This window comes from Paraburkholderia sp. BL18I3N2, assembly GCF_003001875.1.
In the GTDB taxonomy this organism is placed as follows: Bacteria; Pseudomonadota; Gammaproteobacteria; order Burkholderiales; family Burkholderiaceae; genus Paraburkholderia; species Paraburkholderia phytofirmans.
The window spans coordinates 753,437-772,373 of record NZ_PVNC01000002.1 but is presented as its reverse complement, the minus strand read 5'-3'; the positions used below and the strand labels follow the sequence as shown (position 1 = coordinate 772,373).

21 protein-coding genes are annotated in these 18,937 nt (G+C 62.4%); 10 read left to right on the top strand and 11 right to left on the bottom strand.

Going from position 1 to position 18,937, the window contains the following annotated elements:
- Positions 1-169 precede the first annotated feature (169 nt).
- From B0G75_RS09435 to B0G75_RS09425, 3 genes are all read left to right on the top strand, one after another.
- On the top strand, positions 170-1,600 hold the full coding sequence (locus tag B0G75_RS09435) for a DUF2957 domain-containing protein (RefSeq protein ID WP_106303540.1): 1,431 nt from the start codon (positions 170-172) through the stop codon (positions 1,598-1,600).
- A gap of 124 nt (positions 1,601-1,724) precedes the next feature.
- Positions 1,725-2,969 (top strand): DUF2957 domain-containing protein, encoded by a 1,245-nt coding sequence (locus tag B0G75_RS09430; RefSeq protein ID WP_106303537.1) that lies wholly within the window; start codon positions 1,725-1,727, stop codon positions 2,967-2,969.
- A 174-nt stretch (positions 2,970-3,143) separates the two neighbouring features.
- Entirely contained in the window at positions 3,144-3,968 is an 825-nt protein-coding gene (locus tag B0G75_RS09425; protein WP_106303534.1) for an OmpW family protein, read from the top strand.
- A gap of 272 nt (positions 3,969-4,240) precedes the next feature.
- Here B0G75_RS09425 and B0G75_RS09420 read toward each other — a convergent pair whose 3' ends face one another.
- On the bottom strand, positions 4,241-4,876 hold the full coding sequence (locus B0G75_RS09420; protein WP_106303531.1) for a LysE family translocator: 636 nt from the start codon (positions 4,874-4,876) through the stop codon (positions 4,241-4,243).
- Positions 4,877-4,957: 81 nt separating this feature from the next.
- Positions 4,958-5,827: an NAD(P)-dependent oxidoreductase gene (locus B0G75_RS09415; RefSeq protein WP_012434603.1), complete on the bottom strand. Its 870-nt coding sequence runs from the start codon at positions 5,825-5,827 to the stop codon at positions 4,958-4,960.
- A 94-nt stretch (positions 5,828-5,921) separates the two neighbouring features.
- Here B0G75_RS09415 and B0G75_RS09410 point away from each other — a divergent pair, with 94 nt between their 5' ends.
- Positions 5,922-6,683 (top strand): Mut7-C RNAse domain-containing protein, encoded by a 762-nt coding sequence (locus B0G75_RS09410; protein ID WP_106303528.1) that lies wholly within the window; start codon positions 5,922-5,924, stop codon positions 6,681-6,683.
- Between the two features lie 129 nt (positions 6,684-6,812).
- Positions 6,813-7,091: a hypothetical protein gene (locus B0G75_RS09405; protein WP_012434605.1), complete on the top strand. Its 279-nt coding sequence runs from the start codon at positions 6,813-6,815 to the stop codon at positions 7,089-7,091.
- A 153-nt stretch (positions 7,092-7,244) separates the two neighbouring features.
- On the opposite strand, the gene B0G75_RS09400 is transcribed toward B0G75_RS09405, so the two are convergent.
- A complete protein-coding gene (locus tag B0G75_RS09400) occupies positions 7,245-7,454 on the bottom strand; it encodes a hypothetical protein (RefSeq protein ID WP_106303524.1) in 210 nt (69 codons plus the stop codon).
- A gap of 224 nt (positions 7,455-7,678) precedes the next feature.
- Positions 7,679-8,431 carry an IclR family transcriptional regulator C-terminal domain-containing protein gene (locus tag B0G75_RS09395; RefSeq protein WP_106303521.1) on the bottom strand — a complete coding sequence of 251 codons (753 nt, stop codon included), beginning with the start codon at positions 8,429-8,431 and terminating at the stop codon, positions 7,679-7,681.
- Between the two features lie 208 nt (positions 8,432-8,639).
- Between B0G75_RS09395 and B0G75_RS09390 the strand changes: the two genes are divergently transcribed.
- A complete protein-coding gene (locus B0G75_RS09390) occupies positions 8,640-9,572 on the top strand; it encodes a DMT family transporter (protein WP_106303518.1) in 933 nt (310 codons plus the stop codon).
- A gap of 88 nt (positions 9,573-9,660) precedes the next feature.
- Here B0G75_RS09390 and B0G75_RS09385 read toward each other — a convergent pair whose 3' ends face one another.
- From B0G75_RS09385 to B0G75_RS09365, 5 genes are all read right to left on the bottom strand, one after another.
- A complete protein-coding gene (locus B0G75_RS09385; RefSeq protein WP_106303515.1) occupies positions 9,661-9,912 on the bottom strand; it encodes a hypothetical protein in 252 nt (83 codons plus the stop codon).
- On the bottom strand, positions 9,909-10,115 hold the full coding sequence (locus B0G75_RS09380) for a hypothetical protein (RefSeq protein WP_106303512.1): 207 nt from the start codon (positions 10,113-10,115) through the stop codon (positions 9,909-9,911). The genes B0G75_RS09385 and B0G75_RS09380 overlap by 4 nt, the downstream gene beginning before the upstream one ends.
- Positions 10,116-10,690: 575 nt before the next feature.
- On the bottom strand, positions 10,691-11,377 hold the full coding sequence (locus B0G75_RS09375) for a DUF2242 domain-containing protein (RefSeq protein ID WP_106303509.1): 687 nt from the start codon (positions 11,375-11,377) through the stop codon (positions 10,691-10,693).
- Positions 11,378-11,533: 156 nt separating this feature from the next.
- Positions 11,534-12,187 carry a lytic transglycosylase domain-containing protein gene (locus B0G75_RS09370; protein WP_106303506.1) on the bottom strand — a complete coding sequence of 218 codons (654 nt, stop codon included), beginning with the start codon at positions 12,185-12,187 and terminating at the stop codon, positions 11,534-11,536.
- Between the two features lie 658 nt (positions 12,188-12,845).
- Entirely contained in the window at positions 12,846-13,829 is a 984-nt protein-coding gene (locus tag B0G75_RS09365; RefSeq protein WP_258194280.1) for a YafY family protein, read from the bottom strand.
- A 115-nt stretch (positions 13,830-13,944) separates the two neighbouring features.
- On the opposite strand from B0G75_RS09365, the gene B0G75_RS09360 reads away from it, so the two are divergent.
- The 3 genes from B0G75_RS09360 to B0G75_RS09350 all read left to right on the top strand — a co-directional run bounded on the left by B0G75_RS09360 (position 13,945) and on the right by B0G75_RS09350 (position 15,709).
- Positions 13,945-14,592: a glutathione S-transferase family protein gene (locus B0G75_RS09360; RefSeq protein ID WP_106303500.1), complete on the top strand. Its 648-nt coding sequence runs from the start codon at positions 13,945-13,947 to the stop codon at positions 14,590-14,592.
- Positions 14,593-14,771: 179 nt separating this feature from the next.
- A complete protein-coding gene (locus B0G75_RS09355; RefSeq protein ID WP_106303755.1) occupies positions 14,772-15,032 on the top strand; it encodes a DUF6723 family protein in 261 nt (86 codons plus the stop codon).
- A 224-nt stretch (positions 15,033-15,256) separates the two neighbouring features.
- The gene (locus B0G75_RS09350) at positions 15,257-15,709 is read left to right on the top strand and encodes a hypothetical protein (protein WP_258194279.1); all 453 of its coding nucleotides are present in this window, start codon (positions 15,257-15,259) and stop codon (positions 15,707-15,709) included.
- Between the two features lie 4 nt (positions 15,710-15,713).
- Here the strand turns inward: B0G75_RS09350 and B0G75_RS09345 are convergent, their stop codons facing one another.
- Entirely contained in the window at positions 15,714-16,091 is a 378-nt protein-coding gene (locus tag B0G75_RS09345) for a two-component system response regulator (protein ID WP_106303752.1), read from the bottom strand.
- A gap of 194 nt (positions 16,092-16,285) precedes the next feature.
- Between B0G75_RS09345 and B0G75_RS09340 the strand changes: the two genes are divergently transcribed.
- Positions 16,286-16,936, top strand: a complete 651-nt coding sequence (locus B0G75_RS09340) for a DUF429 domain-containing protein (RefSeq protein ID WP_106303493.1) — start codon at positions 16,286-16,288, stop codon at positions 16,934-16,936.
- A 149-nt stretch (positions 16,937-17,085) separates the two neighbouring features.
- On the opposite strand, the gene glmS is transcribed toward B0G75_RS09340, so the two are convergent.
- A complete protein-coding gene (gene glmS, locus B0G75_RS09335) occupies positions 17,086-18,903 on the bottom strand; it encodes a glutamine--fructose-6-phosphate transaminase (isomerizing) (RefSeq protein ID WP_106303490.1) in 1,818 nt (605 codons plus the stop codon).
- Positions 18,904-18,937 lie beyond the last annotated feature (34 nt).

Genomic DNA, 18,937 nt, shown 5'->3' with positions numbered 1-18,937 from the left:
CCAGGCGAAAAATCCTTTTTTGTTTAAAAGGCCCACAGATGTCCATGCAGTGCGCGTGCGGCAAAAAATGCGCTGTTTGAATCGGTCTTTTTAGACGGCTCATTCAATTGACAGCCATTATCCGCGCAGCGAAATTAGCTCGCACAATTACATGAAGGGAGACAGCTGCATGTCGCACGCCATTACTCGAGGCCTCGCGCTGGCCATTGCCACGGCCCCATTCCTGATCGCTTGCGGCGGCGGCAAGGCCGACAATCCAGGCGCGATCAACGCACCGCAATGTTCGGGCGCGAGCTGCGGCGTGCAAGGTCCGCCCGCTTCGGGCGCCGGCGCAGCGGCGTTGTGCCCGGCAACGGCCGACATCGTCAAGAGCACCTTCCTGGGTGGCGCAGGTAGCGGCGAAGTGGTGCAACTGAACATCGACGCAACGGCGATGACGTACACGCTGAAGTGGCTCAAGTCGCCGATCCCGCTGACCAGCGCCGACGTCACGATCACGCGCGAAGGCACTCAGATCACCGGCGCGGTAATTCATCCGCCGACCGGCACGCTGCCGACCGCGGAGCAAACGCGTTGCGCATTCATTCTCGGCAAAGGAACTGGCACCGCGCCCGCCAACGGCACGACCTACACGACGCCCGACTTCGTCAACAACCCGAACCCGCCGATGATCCTCGTCGGCCAGGGCGTGGCCGGCGGCGGCATTCCGGGCGCGACCGTCGAGTACGACGGACTGACCATCATTCCTGGCATCATCGATCATGTCGGCGCAGTCCCTAACCGGCACTTCGACTTCTACCCGTTCCTCGGCTTCGCCAGCACGACGAACGACGTCACCAAGCTGGCCGGCACCTACAACGGTCTGCTGTATCACCTGGTGCCGTCGGGCTCGTACGCGGCGACCGCCACCAACACGGTCGAAACCTTCGACGCGGCCGGCAACTGCACGGGCTCCAATCCGGCGAACGCGGCCTTTACGCCGAGTTCGAGCGGTTGCCTGACGACAGGCACGGCATGGACCGCCAATAGCAGCGGCTACTTCGACAGCCATAACGCGCCGCAGATCGGCACCCAGCTCAAGCTGCCGCCGCTGAATCAGCCGAGCGGCGTGTCCGCGTCGGCGCACATGATTCTCGGCCAGATCAACGGCGCCACGGTGCCGCTCGTGATCCGCACGGGCTCCGTGAACCTGGGCACCGCCCCGCTGCACCTCGACGCCAAGGTCGACGACGAATCCGGTATCGCCATGCTTGCCGCCGCCACACCGCTTGCTTCCGGCGGCTTCGACGGCGGCTACGTCGGTGCCGACTCCAACTTCAAGTACACCGCGGCGTTGATCCAGGGCGGCGTCGGCACCTTCATCAATCCGTCGACTTCCGCAGGCGAAGACGGCTTCGGCCTCGGCTACGGTTTGCCGAGCCCGGGACTGGTCGGTGTCCGGCAGGCCAACGGTCAACAAGGACTCGCGATCGCCTCGGGCGGCCTGTACGCGATCGAGATTCAAGGGACCGTCAACGGCGGCGTAGCACCGACGTCGCAACTGAGCAGCACGGCTTCGAGCGCGCCTTACTTCGGCATCGGAGCGCAGATCAGCAAGTAAATCGCGAAGTAAGCGACGCAAGCAAGCCACAGCGGACCGGCAGTGGGCAGTACGAGAGACAAATAGCAAATAGGTGGCGGGACTGGGAGCCGGCCACACACAACGAGAAAATTCTGGAGGCGGTATGAATTGGAGAATCCTTTCGGTGCTCGCTCTTGCTGCACCGTTGCTGGGGGCGTGCGGTGGTGGCGGCGGAGGCGACGGACCGGTGACGGAAGTCCGGCTGTGTCCGGCGTCGCTGGACTACAGCACGGTGTTCACGGGCGGCGGCGGTGACGGCGAACTGGTCAAGCTGCAACTCGATACGACCAAGATGACCTGGCAGGTCAACTACATCGAGTCGCCGATCCCGGCGACCACCGGCACCGTCGTTCCGACACGCGCGGGCCAGTCCGCCAGCGGCACGCTGACTCAGGAAACTCTCCTGCCGACCAACAAGCTGAACCAGTGCGCGTTCCGCCTGAACGGCGCGAGTCTCGATCCGAATCGTCCGGCGCGGATTTTCGTCGGCGAAGGCGTGGCGGGCGGCACGATCCCGGGCGCCGAGATTTCGTTCGGCGGCATTCTCGGCGTGGGCGCCGTGCCGGATACCAAGTTCCCGTACTACCCGTTCATCGGCTTCTCGTCGATTGAAACGAATCTCGTGAACGTGGCCGGCACATACAACCAGCTTGGCTATCACCAAGTGCCGTCGCAAAACTTCGCGCCGGTCGCGGTCGATTCGAAGATCACGATCAACGCGGACGGCACGTGGACCGAGTGCGACAACTCCGGCGTCAACGCCGGCAAATGTCAGCAGCCAGGCGGCAACTTCGCGCCGGCGGCGGACGGCAGCGGCGCGTTCCAGACCAACAACTTCCGGGGCCAGGCTAAACCGACGCTCGCGGCGACTCCGGAAGCGCGCGGCTACATGATCGTCGGCAAGCTGCGCAACCAGCTCGTGCCGATCCTGGTGCGAACGGGCGCGGCGAACTCGTCGGTGACGGTGCCGCAAAACGGCGCGCTCGGCCCGTACGCCGACGACGAATCGGGCATCTCGATTCTGGCGCCGCAAAGCGCGATCACGGTGAACTCGCAGAACGGGGAGTACATCGGCGTGGATAGCCAGTTCGACTACCGCACCACCGCGCTCGAAGGCACCGAGGCCACGCTGCTCGATCCGTTCAACGCCTCGCAGGCATCGCTCGCGACGGCGCTGAATCTCGACTTCACGCAAGCCGTGCCGGGCGTGGTGACGACGACGAAAGTGGGCGCTTCCACCGGCACCACGCCGACCGGAAAGATGATCTTCACGGGTGGTGTGTTCGGCTACCTCGATCTGACCAACGCGGCCTCGCCGTACTTCACGATCGGCGCCTTCGTCCAGTAACGGACGCAGCACGCGCCCGCCAATCCGTAACGTGGCGTTCGCGTCCCGGCTGTTGCGCAGCGTCATCGCTGCGGCAGCCGGTGCCCAACGAATATGCAGCGCGCCGGCGTGGTCGCGAACCCGCCGCCGCTTGCCGCGCGCGATGAGCTTTAGCCGCGCCCCAGGAGGAACAAGATGAAAAAAATCTATTTCGCGTTGCTGGCCGCCTGCCTGTCCGCCAGCGCGCACGCCCAGCATGCGGGCGACAACGTCGCCGTGCTCGGCTGGTTTCACGTGATGCCGCAGGATTCGAGCTCGCCGCTCACCACCAACGTCGCGCCGACGCCGATCAACACGCCGCTGCGTCTGCCGAGTTCCTTCACGTCGCCCGGCACGAGTTTGTCGACCAATAGCGCCAACACCGTCGGCCTGGTGTTCAGCCACTACCTCACCGATCACATCGCCGTGACGACGGTGGCGGGCGTGCCGCCGGTCTTCAAGATTTATGGGCACGGCACCATCAAGCCGCCGGGACCGGCCGGCGCGCTGGGCCAGCAGGATCTCGGCGATCCGCAGGCCAACCCTATCGTCAAAAGCGTGCGCCAATGGAGCCCGGCGCTGCTGTTCCAGTACTACTTCAACGCTCCGACGGCGCATTTTCGGCCGTTTGTCGGCGTCGGCGTGTCGTATAACTGGTTCTCCGACGTTCAGCTGAGCCAGAACTTCGTCCAGTCGACGCAAAACAACCTCGGCGCGGTGCTGGCCGCCGGCGCAGGCAAGCCGGGGCAGACGCAGGTGTCGGCGAAAGCGTCGTCGTCTTGGGCGCCGGTGTTCAACGCGGGCCTGGCGTACAACATCACCGATCACTGGGGCCTCGTGGCGTCGGTCACCTACATTCCGCTGAAGACGACCTCGTCGGTCATCATCAAGGCCGCGGACGGCACAGAACTGGGGGTGTCGAAGGCAGAACTGAAGGCCGACCCGATCATTTCGTTCCTCGCCGTCTCGTACAGGTTCTGAGTTCGGTCCTGACGCAACAAAGCCGGCGGCCCCGCGCAAGGGTCAGCCGGCTTGGTCTTTTCTGGGAACTGGAAATTCGAGGCAAAAAAAAGCCCGCCTAATTTGGCGGGCTGAATCCATATCAGAGGAGACATGGAGGAGACAAGACAAACTATAGCAAACGGCTTGGTGCGGCGCAACATGAAAATCAGGGTAGACCCTCGATGTTGCAAATACACAACACCCCGCCAAATGTCTTGCCGTCTCCGTTGACGTGGCGCTGCGGCCCGCGCTCAGTGGCGCACCAGCGCCATCATCGCGCCGAAGCCGACGAACACGCCGCCCGTCAGCCGATTGAACATCCGGGCGACGCTGCGGCTCTTTAATTTCGCGCCGATGCGCGTGCCGAATCCCGCGTACACCAGATACCAGCTCACCTCGATCACGGCGAACGTGGCGACGAGCACGCCGAACTGCGGCAGCTTGGGCTGCGCGGCGTCGATGAATTGCGGCAGCAGTGCAGCCGCGAACAGAATCGCCTTGGGGTTGCTGCCCGCCACCAGAAACCCGTTGCGAAACAGCGCGAAGCGCGAGCGCGCGGGTTTCGCGGCGAGTTTGTCGGCATTGCCGGCGGCGGCTTCGTCGGCCGGCGCGCGCCATGCCTTGATGCCGAGATACACGAGGTAAGCCGCGCCGATCATCCGCAACGCGTTGAACATGGCCGGCCACGCCTCGAGGAAAACACCGAGACCCGCAGCCGACACCGCCAGCATCAGCACCAGCGCCGACAGGCAACCCGCCATGGTTGCGCTGGAGCGGCGCAAGCCGTGCTGGGCGCCGTGCGTCATCACGAGCAGCATGTTCGGACCGGGAATCGCGGAAACGACGAAGACAGTGGCGACGAATAGCCACCAGGTATGCAGACTCATGGGAATCACGGCGGATAAGGGATCGGGCGGCTATTATGCCCGCCCGCGTCCTTCGGTGCCGCCTGTCAGTTGCTTTTGCTTTTAGCGCCCGGCTCGCCGCGCGGCGACCTGGCCCAGCACCGCGAAATCCTTCTCGCCGTCGCCGTGGGCCACGGCTTCGATCAGGCTGTCGCGCACCACGCTGGCGATCGGCAGCGGCGTCGTCACGGCGTCGGCAGCGGCCAGCGCGAGACGAATGTCTTTCAGACCGAGGCGCGCCTTGAACAGTGCCGGTTCGTAGCGCTGCTCCGCGATCAACTTGCCGTAGCCGGAATAGACCGGCCCCGGAAACAGTCCGCTCGTGATGACATCGAGGAAATCCTGCATGGCGACGCCGTGCCCGGTGACCAACGTGCCCGCTTCGCCGAGCGTTTCGACGGCCGCGCCGAGCATGAAGTTGGCGGCAAGCTTCATAACGTTCGCCTGTTGCGGCAGCGAACCGATGCGCCAGGTCTTCTGGCCGATCACGTCGAAAATCGGCTGCACGCGGTCGATCGACTCGGCCGGGCCGCCCGCCACGATGGTCAGCTTGCCCGCCGCCGCGACGTCGGGCCGGCCCAACACTGGCGCGGCAACGTAGTTGACGCCGCGCGACGCGTGCGCCGTCGCCAGTTCCTCGGCCAGCGCCACCGAGATCGTCGCCATGTTCACGTGGATCAGCCCGCGCGGAGCGTGTTCCAGCAACGAAGCGGTGATGACCTCGCGCAAGGCGCTATCGTCGGCGAGCATTGAGAACACGGCGTCGCCCGCAAACGCTTCGGCCGGCGTCGCGACGACCCGCGCGCCTGCGTCGGCGAGCGGCTGCGCGCGTTCCGGTGAGCGGTTCCACACGCGCACCTGATGCCCGGCTTTCAATATGTTTGCAACCATCGCGGCGCCCATCTCGCCGAGACCGATAAAACCGATGTCCATCTGTCGCTCCGTCTTCTAAAGAACTGGAAGTAAAACACACCCATGCGACACGTGCAGGACAGCGCACAAAGAAACACGGTGCGATACTGCGGTGATGGTGACCGCGACATTCCGCTTCTACGAGGAGCTGAACGATTTTCTCGCCCGGCCGCTGCGCCGGCGCGCGTTCAGTTACGCCTGCGCGCCGGGCGCCACCGCGAAGCACATGATCGAAGCCCTCGGCGTGCCGCACACCGAGGTCGAGCTGATTCTGGTCAACGGTGAGTCGGTCGGTTTCAATCATGTTCTTGCGGACGGCGATCGGGTAGCCGTCTATCCGAAGTTTGAAGCGCTCGATATTCAGCCGCTCCTGCGCGTGCGCGAACGTCCGCTGCGCGTGGTGCGTTTCATCGCCGACGCGCATCTGGGCGGTCTCGCGCCGCTTCTGCGGCTCGCGGGCTTCGACACGCTGTACGACAACCACTACCCCGACGCCGACATCGAAGCGCTGGCCGCCGCCCAGCAGCGCATTGTCCTGACACGCGACCGCGAATTATTGAAACGCCGCAGCATCACGCATGGCTGCTACATTCGCACGCTCAGGCCGCGCGAACAATTGCGCGAGGTGTTTGAACGGCTCGATCTGGCCGGCAGCGCGCAACCGTTCCGCTTATGCCTGATGTGCAATGTGCCGCTGCGGCGCATTGCCAAAGAAGAAGTCGGCACGCGTGCGCCCGACGGTGTGCTGGAACGGCATGCGCAATTCGTTACCTGCGATGTGTGCCGTCGCGTGTTCTGGGAAGGCACGCATTGGCAAAGAATGCGCGCGCTGATGGACAGCGTGGCTGCCGCGCCGGGCCAGTCCGTGCGAACCTAGATCGAGGTTCACCCCGGTTCCGGACACGCGTGCCAATCCGTGCGCGCGGAACCCGGACGTCGCGCGCTCGCGCGACGTCCGGCGCGGTGCGTACAATGCGGGATTACTTATCTGGCAGAGGCCTTCCGAATGGCGATGAAAAAAACCGACCTTGAAAAGAACAAGGCACTCAAGCTGAACAACGCAATGAAGCTGTCGACCGCCGACCGTTTCGGCAAAGCCGCCGCGGCCGAGCCGAAGCTCGATCGCCGCGAACAGCGCAAGCTCGATCAGGCGCAGGGCCTCGTCGCGTTTGCCTGCAAGCTGAACGGCGATCTGGTGACCGAACTGAAAGAGCGCGCCGCGACTCATCCCGAAGGCATGACCGGTCTGCTGAACGAAGTCATCAAACGCGGCCTTGCCGGCTGATCACCGCAACAAAGCTGTCCCGAATGCAAAAAGGCCAGAGCTCATGCTCTGGCCTTTTTGCTTGCAACGTCTTCATCCGGATCGTGCTGCACTCGCCGACTAGCGGCGCCGTGCAATCGACCGTGAAGCTGGCCCGAAGAATCGGGCGGCAGCTTAGTTTTGCGTGCCCTTGTCGTTCGTGCCAGCTGCCGAAGCGGCTGCCGAAACCGGAGCGCGCTTGCCGTGCGTCTTCAGCTTCTTGATGTGATGCTTCTTCGGCGCGCTTGCTGCAGCAGCCGGTGCTGCGTCCGACGCTTGTGCGAAAGCTTGAACAGAAACCAGCGCGATCGAAGCGGCTGCGAGCGAGACGATAACTTTTTTCATGTGTTGTTCCCCAAACCTGGACGACTGAGTCAATGTGAATGAATAAGCTGCACGGTGAAGCAGACAGGGCTTGAGGCGCCTTCCCGCTCCCCGCGGGAGAGTATTACCCAGTGTAGGCGGTTTGTCATGCCCAAAACTCGATATGTATTTTCCGGGAGACAGCTTGCTTTCGACCCGCTTTCACTCATTAAACACCCCATACCAGGGGATTCACCTAGACCGCCTCAAACGAGGTTGCGCAGCAGGCTGGCGTTTTCCAAAAGGGTCGGCAGCACGCGGTGTAGCGCGGCATTGGCCGACTCCTGTCCGATCGGCATGCTGACACTGATTGCCGCCACGACCGAACCATGCCGGTCGCGCAGCGGCACCGCGACGCCGCGCACGCCCAACTCTAGCTGCTGGTCGGTGACCACGTAGCCGTTGCGGCGAATTTCGCCGAGCACATCGCGCAACTGGTCGATCGTCGAATAGGTGTGAGGCGTGAACACCTTGATCGGATACGACGCCAGCCACTGCTCGATGCCTTCCGGCGCCTGGAACGCCAGCAGAACCAGTCCCGCCGACGACAACGGCGCCGGCGCGCGCGAGCCGAGCACGAAACCCACCGCCATCGCCCGGTTCACGCCGTTGCGCGCGACGTACACCACGTCGTGTTCGTCGAGGATCGCGACCAGCGCGGTTTCCTGCACCGTCGCGGTAATGCGTTGGAGGAACGGCTGCACGGTGCGCGGCAAGCGCGCCGAATCCAGATACGACTGCCCGAGCCGCAAGACACGCGGCGCGAGCCAGAACAGCTTGCCGTCGGTATCCACGTAGCCGAGTTCACGCAGCGTCAGCAAATAACGGCGCGCCGCCGTGCGGGATAGACCCGCGCGGCCGGCCACCATGGTCGGCGTCATGCGCGCGTGCTCTTCGTCGAATGCTTCGATGATCGCCAGCGCTTTCGCGGCGCCGGCGATCCAGTCTTTTTCGTCCATTGCGTTCACCTGAAAATCGGCCGGTCGTTGAGGCTGTCGTGTCTTGAGGTTTCAGGGCCGACCCGCGCGATTATCGCGCGGGTCGGCCGGGAAATGAGAGGGCCTTCGGTCGCGTTTGCGTTCAGGTGTTCGCTCCGTGTCGGGTTTTTCCGCGCACGCAGATAAAATCGACGCCTGCCCGTCACAACAACCGAATAAAAGACCACCGTTGAAAGCCGAAACCCGCCAACACCTGCGCGCCAATGTTCTGATGCTGATCGCCGCGATAATCTGGGGTTCCGCGTTCGTCGCGCAACGCCTGAGTCTCGATGCGATCGGCCCGTTTCTCTTCACTGGCCTGCGCTTCCTGCTCGGCGCGCTCGTCGTGCTGGCGCTGATTGTTTGCGTGCGGCGCTCCGCACTGGCTGAACTGTCGAAGCGCGAACCCGGTGGCGCACGCGAGCTGCTCGGCGCGGGCGCGCTGCTCGGCGTAGTGCTGGCCGCCTCGATTTCATTGCAGCAGATCGGCCTGCAATACACGAAGGTGGCCAACGCGGGTTTCATCAGTTCGCTGTACGTAGTGATCGTGCCGCTGCTGGGTGTGCTGTTCAGACATCGGACGGGAATCGGCACGTGGCTCGGTGCGGTGCTCGCGGCCGTGGGCATGTATTTCCTGAGCGTCAACGAACATTTTTCAATGCTGTACGGCGACTGGTATCAGCTCGCCGGCGCGCTCGTGATCTCCGTTCAGATGATGCTAGTCGGACGTTTCGCGCTGCGCCACGACACGCTGATGCTCGCGCTCGTGCAGTTCGTGACTTGCGGGCTCGCATGTCTCGTCGTCGGTCTCGCTATCGAGCCAATCAGTTTCGCGGTGATCCTGCGCGCCGCGCCGACTATCCTGTACGGCGGGGCGCTGTCGGTCGGCGTCGCCTATACGATTCAGGTGGTCGCGCAAAAGCACGCGGCGCCGTCGCACGCGGCGGTGATTTTCAGCATGGAAGGCGTGTTTGCCGCGCTTGCGGCGTGGCTCGTGCTCGGCGAAACACTGTCGGCGCGCGCACTGTTCGGATGCGCGCTGATGCTCGCGGGTTTGATCGTGTGTCAGGTGATGCCGGCGTGGCAACGCGGGCGTGAACGTGTGCCTCACGCGTCGTCTTGAGGACGGAGCCAGTCGCCGCATTCGGCACTGGCGCGTGCAGGGTGTTTGTTTGCGCTGGCGGTCGGTGTCGTGGGCTTACTTGCTGCGCTCAGGCCGCTCGCGGATAAGCAAGCAAAGACGGTGTATCGGCGGTCGGCGGAAACACACACCAGCAGCCGTCGTCGTGACGAAAGAAAAACAGGCCGCGTGAGCCCGCCTGAAGCGAAGTCTCGACGCGCACATAACGCCGGCCTCCCAGGCGAGTGCGGCTGAATTCGGTGACATGAACCGCCGCCGAAGGCTCCGGTGCAAGCCATTTATCGACTAGAAACCGCAGGGACTGTTCGCTCGACGTTCTCATGATCTGCTCCGGGCCGGCTTGTCCTGATGCGCGTCGCGCGCGGCCTCGGCGTTGTCATCGCTGTCGGCGACATCCGCTTCGTGTTCAGTGGAGGCGAGCGCGATGGCCCGGTTGGTGGCTGCCGCCCGCAGCGTACTGCAATGGGTGGCATGTCGAATATCCGAAAGAAGACGGACAAGCTGTCGTGCTGTTCTGCGTTTCATTACACACCCCCGCACCGCACCAATAACTTCAGAAAACACTTTAACTCTATGCCTGGATCAGCCGTTGCCGAAATGGTTTTGACTAAATAGCAACAGTTGCGCTTGCAAAAAGAGAGACGCAATCTTTGTACCGTCCGACTTTAATGTGCGCGTATGGCGAGGGGCGGTCTGTACGTTGCCGAGCGCTTGGCCAAGTTGAAAAACTTGCCCGGCATCGGTTGGAAAAAAGACTTCGAACGCGAGTTATCCACATTTCCCTATGAATAACTTCGGGATAGCGCATGGAACAGCCTGTGCGCGAAATCTTGATAAGACGGCTCGCGAGACAAGCCCAGCAAAGTTATCCCGAGTTGGCAGTTTTTCTACAGACGTGATCCGAACGGTTATGGAGTTTGCATGACGTTGATGTGACGGAACATTTGGCAGTTATCCACAGACGGGGTTAACCCTTGTTAACTATTACTACATATGTATACGTATGAAGTAAAAGATATAGGATAAGTGATGCATCGCGATGCGATTGAAGGCTGATCGCATCTTGACCAGCCTCGACACCGCGAAATCCCATGGATGGATCAGGGCACTACGCCCGCCCCGCTCGCCGGCTGCACGGACGCCGCGTTACCGATCGCATCGGGCATCCCGGGAACGGGGACCGGCGCCGTCGCTTCGATAGGCACCGGCAAGAGGCGCGTTTCGATGCGGCTATTGGCGACCGGCTGCGTGCGCACCACCGTTTGGAGATAGTGGTCCACGAGCCCGAAGAACCGATCGTAGAACTTGCCTGACGGAATGGTCTCGCTCGAAATCTTGACCATCGCATCGCTGTTCGAGCGGATCGGCAGCGACAACGAACCCAGCACGCTCAGTCCGACACTCGCCGACGTATCGCTTTTCTTCAGCGCAAAACCGTTCTGCACGGCGTTGACGTATACGATGCTGGTGTCGCTCGCCTCTTCTCCCGGCGTGCAGACCACATGAAATTCGACGACCACGTGGGTGTCGCCCGTCGGCTGGAAGTTCTTGGTGCCGTCGACGATGTCGTTGCGCGTCATCGTCGTCAGATAGCCTTGGCTCAGGAGCGCCCGGCGCGCGGCCTCGCAGCTATCCGTCGTGCTCGAATTGAAATTGCGCGCATAGGGGCTCGCGCCCGTTTCGAACAATTCCTGCTGGAATTTCGGCTGAGGCGTGCTGCTACAGGCGGCAAGTGTCAGCAGGCCGACACACGCGGCGGCTGTGAGTCTGAAAAGCGAGATCAACATGGTCGGTCGGAAGAGGCGCTGCGTCAGCGCGAATGGGAATGCATTGTAGAGCGGTTGCGAACTGTGCGTAAAAAGCGCGCAACGGGTGTCGTGCAGGAGGTGACAAAGCGTTGCCGCGGCTGCAACGCCGCGGCAGGAAAAGCGCTGGAATGTCGCTTAGTGCGACGTCGCGTGAGGTCCGGTCGCCGGCGTGGCGGCGCCGTTTAACCCGGCACCATTGACAGCCGGAAGGGTGAACGCGTTGGCCCAGTTGCCCGGTTCCGCACAACGGTCGGACGTGGGTCGTGCCGCGCACATGCCGGCCTGCGCGTCCGATTGCGGGGCAGCGTCCTGCGACGGTGCGACCGCCGCAAAGTCTTCGACGCGCAAACTCACCTTGTGCGCGTAGGCCTGCGATCCGCCGTAGCTCTTGAGCGCGGCGTTCATGTCGCCGTTGGCCGAGCGCATATAGCCGTACAGAATCGCCGAGCCCACTTCGATGTTCGCAGTCGGTTCGGTGAGATCCTTAACGTTCCTCAGCAGCCCGCGATGCGCGCCCGGTACGACCTGCATCAGCCCGGTTGCGCCGTTGGCGCCCTTGGCCTTTTCCTTGAAGCGGGATTCGATCGAGATGATCGCCAGCAGGAGCGCCGGCGGGAGGGAATATTTCGAGGCAGCGGATTGCACCGCGTCGGAAATCTTTTGAGCCTTTTCTCTTGCCAGACCGAACTTTTGCGTCAGATACGCGGACATTCGGTCGGTGTTTTCGTCGGCCGTCGCGGCCTGCATCAGGCCGAGCGAAAGCACGATCAGGCAAAGTAACCGGCTCATAACGGAGGACGGGAAAAAGGGGATCCGGCCATTATAGCTCTGCCCCCAAATCAGACCCGGAAACAGTCGAAATTCGTCTTAGGAATCGCGCCGGCTAGGTTTGTTGCGAGTTTTAGCGATGGCTTCGCGCTCCAGCACGTAGTCGTCGTTGAGCGTCGCCGGGACTGCGGCGACGTGGTCGATATCGCGTTCGGACCGGACCCGGCGCTCTCCCCGCCTTGCATATAAGCGGTTCGTCGCTCATATCGACGTTGACGTGCAGCGCGACTGGTGAATCACTGAACTTGTCGATCTTGCCGTGCGCGTCTTTCGGATACCACCATCGCCGGATGGGAGTCGCGCTGTCAGCGCTTGGAAATTGAAGTCGCGAGTAACGGATGAACGCCATCGATGCCCACCTGATCAATATGGCGGAAGCGCCATCGCCGGCCGCCGGATTGTCGACCAGTTTCCTTACGTTTCAACCGTTGTGCCGTTAGTTGCAATTCACTCGTCCACCTATACTCGCCCTTGCTGCTGTTGTCCGTCCCACTCGGCCGCGCGGACACACTCGCCACCTGCGCGCAGCTCCATGTCGGCGTGCGGTTCAGCCGTATGCCGGCCATCTTACGCGCCGTCTGAGCGCGCCCGCGACGGATGCCGTCATGCCGGCATGCCGTCATTGCGCATAACGGCGATGCAGCGCCGCCGCAACCTCCGACATCTGCGCGCGCAACTCGGGTGGCGCCAGCACTTCGGCCTCGGTGCCGAAGCGCAGCAGTTCCGCGCACGCCTGTCTGACGGAACCGACGGGCAGCGTCACGGTGCGCCAACCATCGGTGGGATCCGGCTCGCCGATGATCGCCGCCGAACGCGCGAACGGCGACGTGAAGACATCGAGCATCTGCATGCCCCAAGGCGACAGACGCAGCGTCGCTTCGCTCGCATGCATTTCTTCCGAGAGACGCTGCGTGCTGTCCTGCCAGTAAGTGGCGAGATCGAAGGCGCAAGGCCGCTCGAACGTCTCGTCCAGCAGGCTCAATTCGAGAATGCGCGAAATGCGGTAGATGCGCACATCCTGCCCCACGCGCCCGACCACATACCACGCGCCGCTTTTCAGCACGATGCCGAGCGGTTCGATCCGGCGAAACTTCTCGGCTTTCCAGCTCTGATAGCGAATCTCCAGCGGATGCTGCTCCCACACCGCACGCGCGATCATCGGCAGATGGGCGGGCTCGTCCGCGTCCGAAAACCACGCGGGGGCGTCGAGATGAAAACGCGAGCGCATGCGCTCCGCGGTCGAGCGTAATTCGACCGGCAGCGCGGCCAGCAACTTGGTCTGCGCACCGGCCATCACCGCGCCCAGGCCGAGCGCCTGCATCGGGCCGGGCAAGCCGGCGAGGAACAGCGACTCCGCTTCCTGCGAGGACAAGCCGTTCAGCCGTGTGCGATAGCCGTCGAGCAGGCGGTAGCCGCCTTCCGCCCCACGCTCGCTATGAACGGGGACGCCAGCGGCGCTCAGGGCGTCGATATCGCGATAGATGGTGCGCAACGACACCGCGCATTCATCGGCGAGGAACTGTGCGGTGACGCGGCCACGCGCCTGCAGCGTCATCAGGATGGAAAGAAGGCGGCTCGCTCTCATGCGGACAAGTGTAGTCATACCTGCCACAAACTGACAGGTATGGACGCTTAGGATGAAGACATCTCCGGCGCCTCGTCGTTGCCTCCGAGCCCGGTTTTCTCGTCCACCATGCTCATTCGGGAAGGCTCAAGCCATGACCACAGATCGCACGATCACGCTGTTCCACTCGCCGCAGTGCCGCTCCGTCAGCGCACTCACACTGCTCGAGGAACTTGGCGCGCCATACCAGTTGAAGGTGCTGAATATGAAAGCCGGCGAACAGCGTAAAGCGCCCTATCTCGCCATCAATCCGCTCGGTAAAGTGCCGGCGATTCTCCACGGCGACGCGCTGGTTACCGAACAGGTCGCGATCTTCATCTATCTGGCAGACCTGTTTCCTGAAGCGCGTCTCGCGCCGGCGCTCGATGATCCGTCACGCGGACCGTACCTGCGCTGGCTGGTGTACTACGCGGCGTGCTACGAGCCGGCGCTGGTCGACAAAGCGATGAAGCGCGACCCCGCCCCGGCCGCCACGTCACCCTACGGCGATTTCGATTCGATGATCGGAACGGTGACGAGCCAGTTGCAAGCCGCGCCCTATCTGCTCGGGGACACGATGTCGGCGGCGGATATCTTGTGGGGCATCGCCTTGCATTGGGGCATGATGTTCAAGCTGGTGCCCGAAACGCCGGTCCTGCTCGAGTATGTCGACCGCATCTGCTCGCGGCCGAGTTTCGTGCGCGTGAGCGAGCGGGACGTGGCGCTGGCGGCTGAACACGCGGAGGCCGTCAAAGACGCCTGAGCAGACTTGCGGGCGGCCTTGTCACGGACCACCGCCCAGCTCGCGTGCGGACTCGCCGGTTGAATCCGCCCGCATTTGAGACAATGAAGCCCGCCGGCGAATATCTTCCCCGGACATCCGGGTGTAGGCTTGGCGTTTCATGCCGCTGCCGGCCCATCGAACAAGAGATGTTTTCAGGTATGAGCAAGACCGCATTTATTCCCAGCATCCCCGCGACGTCGGAAGACGACTTTGAAATTTCAGCCACGTCGAAGCTGGCCGGCTATCGACGTTTCTTCGGCGTGTTGAAAGTGGTTCGAACCACCGACGGACGCGTACTGTTTCCGTTCGACGGCGCGCCTGAACTCGGGCCGTACGCGACCAAGCTGGAAGCCGTCGCGGCGGCGCAGGTGTACGGCGAACATATTGTCATCAGCGACCTGGCGCGGCCGGAGTTGTAGACGCGAGTGCGTGGCCGGTGTTGCGTAGATCGCTTGAGTTTCATCGTCGGTGGTGATCACTTCGGGAGCAGCAAATCATCTGCGCGCGCAAAGTCGGTTCATCGGCCGCAGTCGTGCTACGTGCGGCCTCCCTCTTGAGCGTGCTCGCCGCCAGGCCCTGTCAATCCAGCTTCGCACAGGACGCCGGTGCACCCACCGGACGACAGGCACTCGGACGCGCCGGGGTGATTCATGCACAGCTTCGCGTCGTCGCCATCAATACCGCCACGAATAGTGGCACGCTGCGCGGTCCACGCGGCAATCTCGCCGATGTCGACGTCAATCCTTCCTTGGCCGACGTCAGCCGGCTCAAGGTAGGCGACAAGCTCAGCGTTGCTTATCAGCAGGCGCTACTGTCGAACATCGACAAGCTCGCGACAAAAGGTGTGCGCGAGCGCGTGGAGACGACTGCGGCAGTACCGGCGTCGGCGGCCTACGCGTCGTCGGCGCATAGCGTGAAGGTGGTCGCGACGGTGATGAAGATCGAGCGCAAGAGCCGCATGGTGACGCTGCGTGGCCCGAAACATCAGCAGGTGCTCGGGGCCTCAGAGGGAATTCCACTCGATGGGTTGAAAGTCGGCGGTAGCGTGCGCGCGGAATTCGTTTCGGCGGTGGCGGTGGAACTGGTGAGGGAGTAGCGACCTATCGCTGCCGTTGCCGATGCGTAACGTGGTCGGCCAGCAGCCGATGCATCGTAGCCAATAAAATTGGTCCATCTACCGGCTTACGAAGAAACCCGTCGTAGCTAACGAAAGCGGGCGGACTTGGCTCTCCGGAAACCAGAATGAAAGCGAAGTCCGCTAATCCAGGAAGTGTTCGCAACCGATGGCAGAACTCGCTGCCTGACATGACTGGCATCCGCCAATCCGCGACCACTATGTCGACGGGGGCTTCAATGAACATGGCCAAGGCCGACCGGCCGTCGCTCGCGCTCCTTACTTCAAATCCATCAGCGGCACAAATGGCGCCCCATGCGGCCAACGCTTCCTCGTCATCGTCTACCAGTAGTACGCTTGCCATACCCATTTATCCGAGTCGCCATATTCGGTTTGGCAGCCTGGTGTTGGCCAAAGTTCACACGGCCAGTCAGGCTCAGATCAATCACCGCCAATGCAGTAAAAGATACTGAGTGAAACAGCATCGCACCTGTAACGATAGCCGCAGGGAGAACATCGCGCGCCGACGCTGGAATTCAATTCAGGAGCAATTGCACGATGAAGTCGGAACGAGTTGTAGCTGGAATCGATATCGGCGGAGACCGGAAAGGGAATCACCTCGTTATTCTTTGTGGCACTGAGATTGTGTGCAACATCAGCAAGGAGCCGCCCGCTTACATGCTCGAAAAGTGCCTCCAATTCGAGGTGGCAGCGGTAGGTATTGATGCGCCCTGTTTGTGGCGAACTGGCGAAGCTGGCAGGCAAGCTGAGAAAGAACTCGCCCGGCAACGAATCTTTTCATTTGCCACGCCGACTCGTGAATTGGCCATGGCCAGTCAGAGCGGATTTTACGAGTGGATGTTCAACGGCGAGCGTGTTTATCAGGCATTCGCACCGCATTTCCCTCTTTTCACCAATCGAGGTGAAGCCAGCGGCCGAGTCTGCTTCGAGACGTTTCCCCACGCGATCACCAGCGCGCTTCTTAGGACTGAGGCCGCTTCCGCGAAGAAAAAACGAACGCAACGCCGAGAGGTTCTGAAAGATGCGGGAATTGAAGCAGCTTCGCTAAAGTCTATCGACGAAGTGGATGCGGCGCTGTGCGCGTTGACCGCTCATTTCCTGCAGGAAGGGAAGGTCGTGACGTATGGCGATGAGCTCGGCGGGTTCATCGTTGTGCCGGCTCAAATTGACGGCAGCAGAACGAACTGAGTCGGGCTCCTTGAGCGATTGAATTGATATCCGTGTGCCCAAGCGCCACCGGCAACGAATAAGACGCCGTATAGCGCGAAGCGCTTCTGCCTGCGAGGCAGAAGCGCTTCGATTACACACCAACGACCGTCAACGACCCAGCCGGCAACTCACTCCACCGTCACCGACTTCGCCAGATTCCGCGGCTTGTCCACATCCGTGCCCCGCGCACACGCCGTGTGATACGCCAGCAACTGCAGCGGCACCACATGCAGAATCGGCGACAACAAACCGTAGTGCTCCGGCATCCGGATCACATGCAGACCTTCGTCATTGACGATCTTCGTATCCGCATCCGCGAACACATACAGCTCACCGCCGCGCGCGCGCACTTCCTGGATATTCGACTTCAGCTTTTCCAGCAGCGTGTCGTTCGGCGCCACCGTCACCACGGGCATCGCTTCCGTCACGAGCGCGAGCGGTCCATGCTTCAACTCGCCGGCCGGATAAGCCTCGGCGTGAATATACGAAATCTCCTTGAGCTTCAGCGCGCCTTCAAGTGCGATCGGATAGTGCAGGCCACGCCCGAGGAACAGCGCGTGTTCCTTACGCGAAAACTCTTCCGACCACGCGATGATCTGTGGCTCCAGCGCCAGCACGCTATTCAATGCCGCCGGCAAGTGGCGCAGTTGTTTCAGGTATTCCGCTTCCTGCTCTTCACTCACACGACCGCGCATCTTGCCCAGCGTCGCCGCCAGCACGAATAGCGCAACCAGTTGCGTGGTGAACGCCTTGGTCGACGCCACGCCGATCTCGCGACCCGCGTGCGTCAGGAACGAGAATTCCGTCTGACGCACCATCGCACTCGTACCGACGTTGCAGACCGCCAGCGTATGTTTGTGACCGAGATCCTGCGCATGCTTGAGCGCCGCGAGCGTGTCCGCCGTTTCGCCGGACTGAGAGATCACGACTACCAGCGACTTCGGATTCGCCACCGACTCACGGTAGCGATACTCGCTGGCAATTTCCACCTGAGTCGGAATCTTCGCGATCGATTCGAGCCAGTACTTCGCGGTCAGCCCCGAGTAGTAGCTCGTGCCGCACGCGAGGATCAGCAGGCTGTCGATCTCCGCGAACACCTTGCCCGCGCCCTCGCCGAACAGCGACGCGTCGAACGAATCCGCTTGCGGAATCGTGTCGGTGATCGCGCGCGGCTGCTCGAAAATTTCCTTCTGCATGAAGTGGCGGTACGGGCCGAGTTCGACCGCGCCGCCATACGCTGCAACCTGACGCACTTCGCGCTGCGCTTCATTGCCCTCGCGATCGGCGATGCGCACGCCATCGAGCGACAGTTCGCAGACGTCGCCTTCTTCGAGGAAGATGAATCGTTCGGTGCTGCCCGCGAGCGCCAACGCGTCCGAGGCGAGGAAGTTCTCGCCCTGGCCGAGCCCGACCACCAGCGGCGAACCCTGCCGCGCGCCGACCACCGTATGCGGCTGGTCCTTATGCAACACGGCGATCGCATACGCGCCGTGCAATTGCCCGACCGTTTCACGCACCGCCGCGAACAGATCGCCGCGATACAGGCTGTGAATCAGATGCGCGATAACCTCTGTGTCGGTTTGCGAGACAAACATGTAGCCCTTGCCACGCAGCATTTCACGCAGCGATTCGTAGTTCTCGATGATGCCGTTGTGTACCAACGCCAAAGTATCTTTCGAGAAAATCGGATGGGCGTTGTCCGTGACCGGCGCGCCGTGCGTCGCCCAACGCGTATGGGCGATGCCCGTGATGCCTTCGAGGTGGCTCTCGCGCACCTGCTCGTCGAGGTCGGCCACGCGCGCCACGCTGCGCGCGCGGCGCGGCCCGTCTTTGCCAAGCACGGCCACGCCGCACGAATCGTAGCCGCGATATTCGAGGCGACGCAGTCCTTCGATCAGGACCGGAACGATGTTACGTTGCGCTACCGCGCCGACAATGCCACACATGGCTCATTCCTTTTCAGTGCTCTAAGTGCTGGAT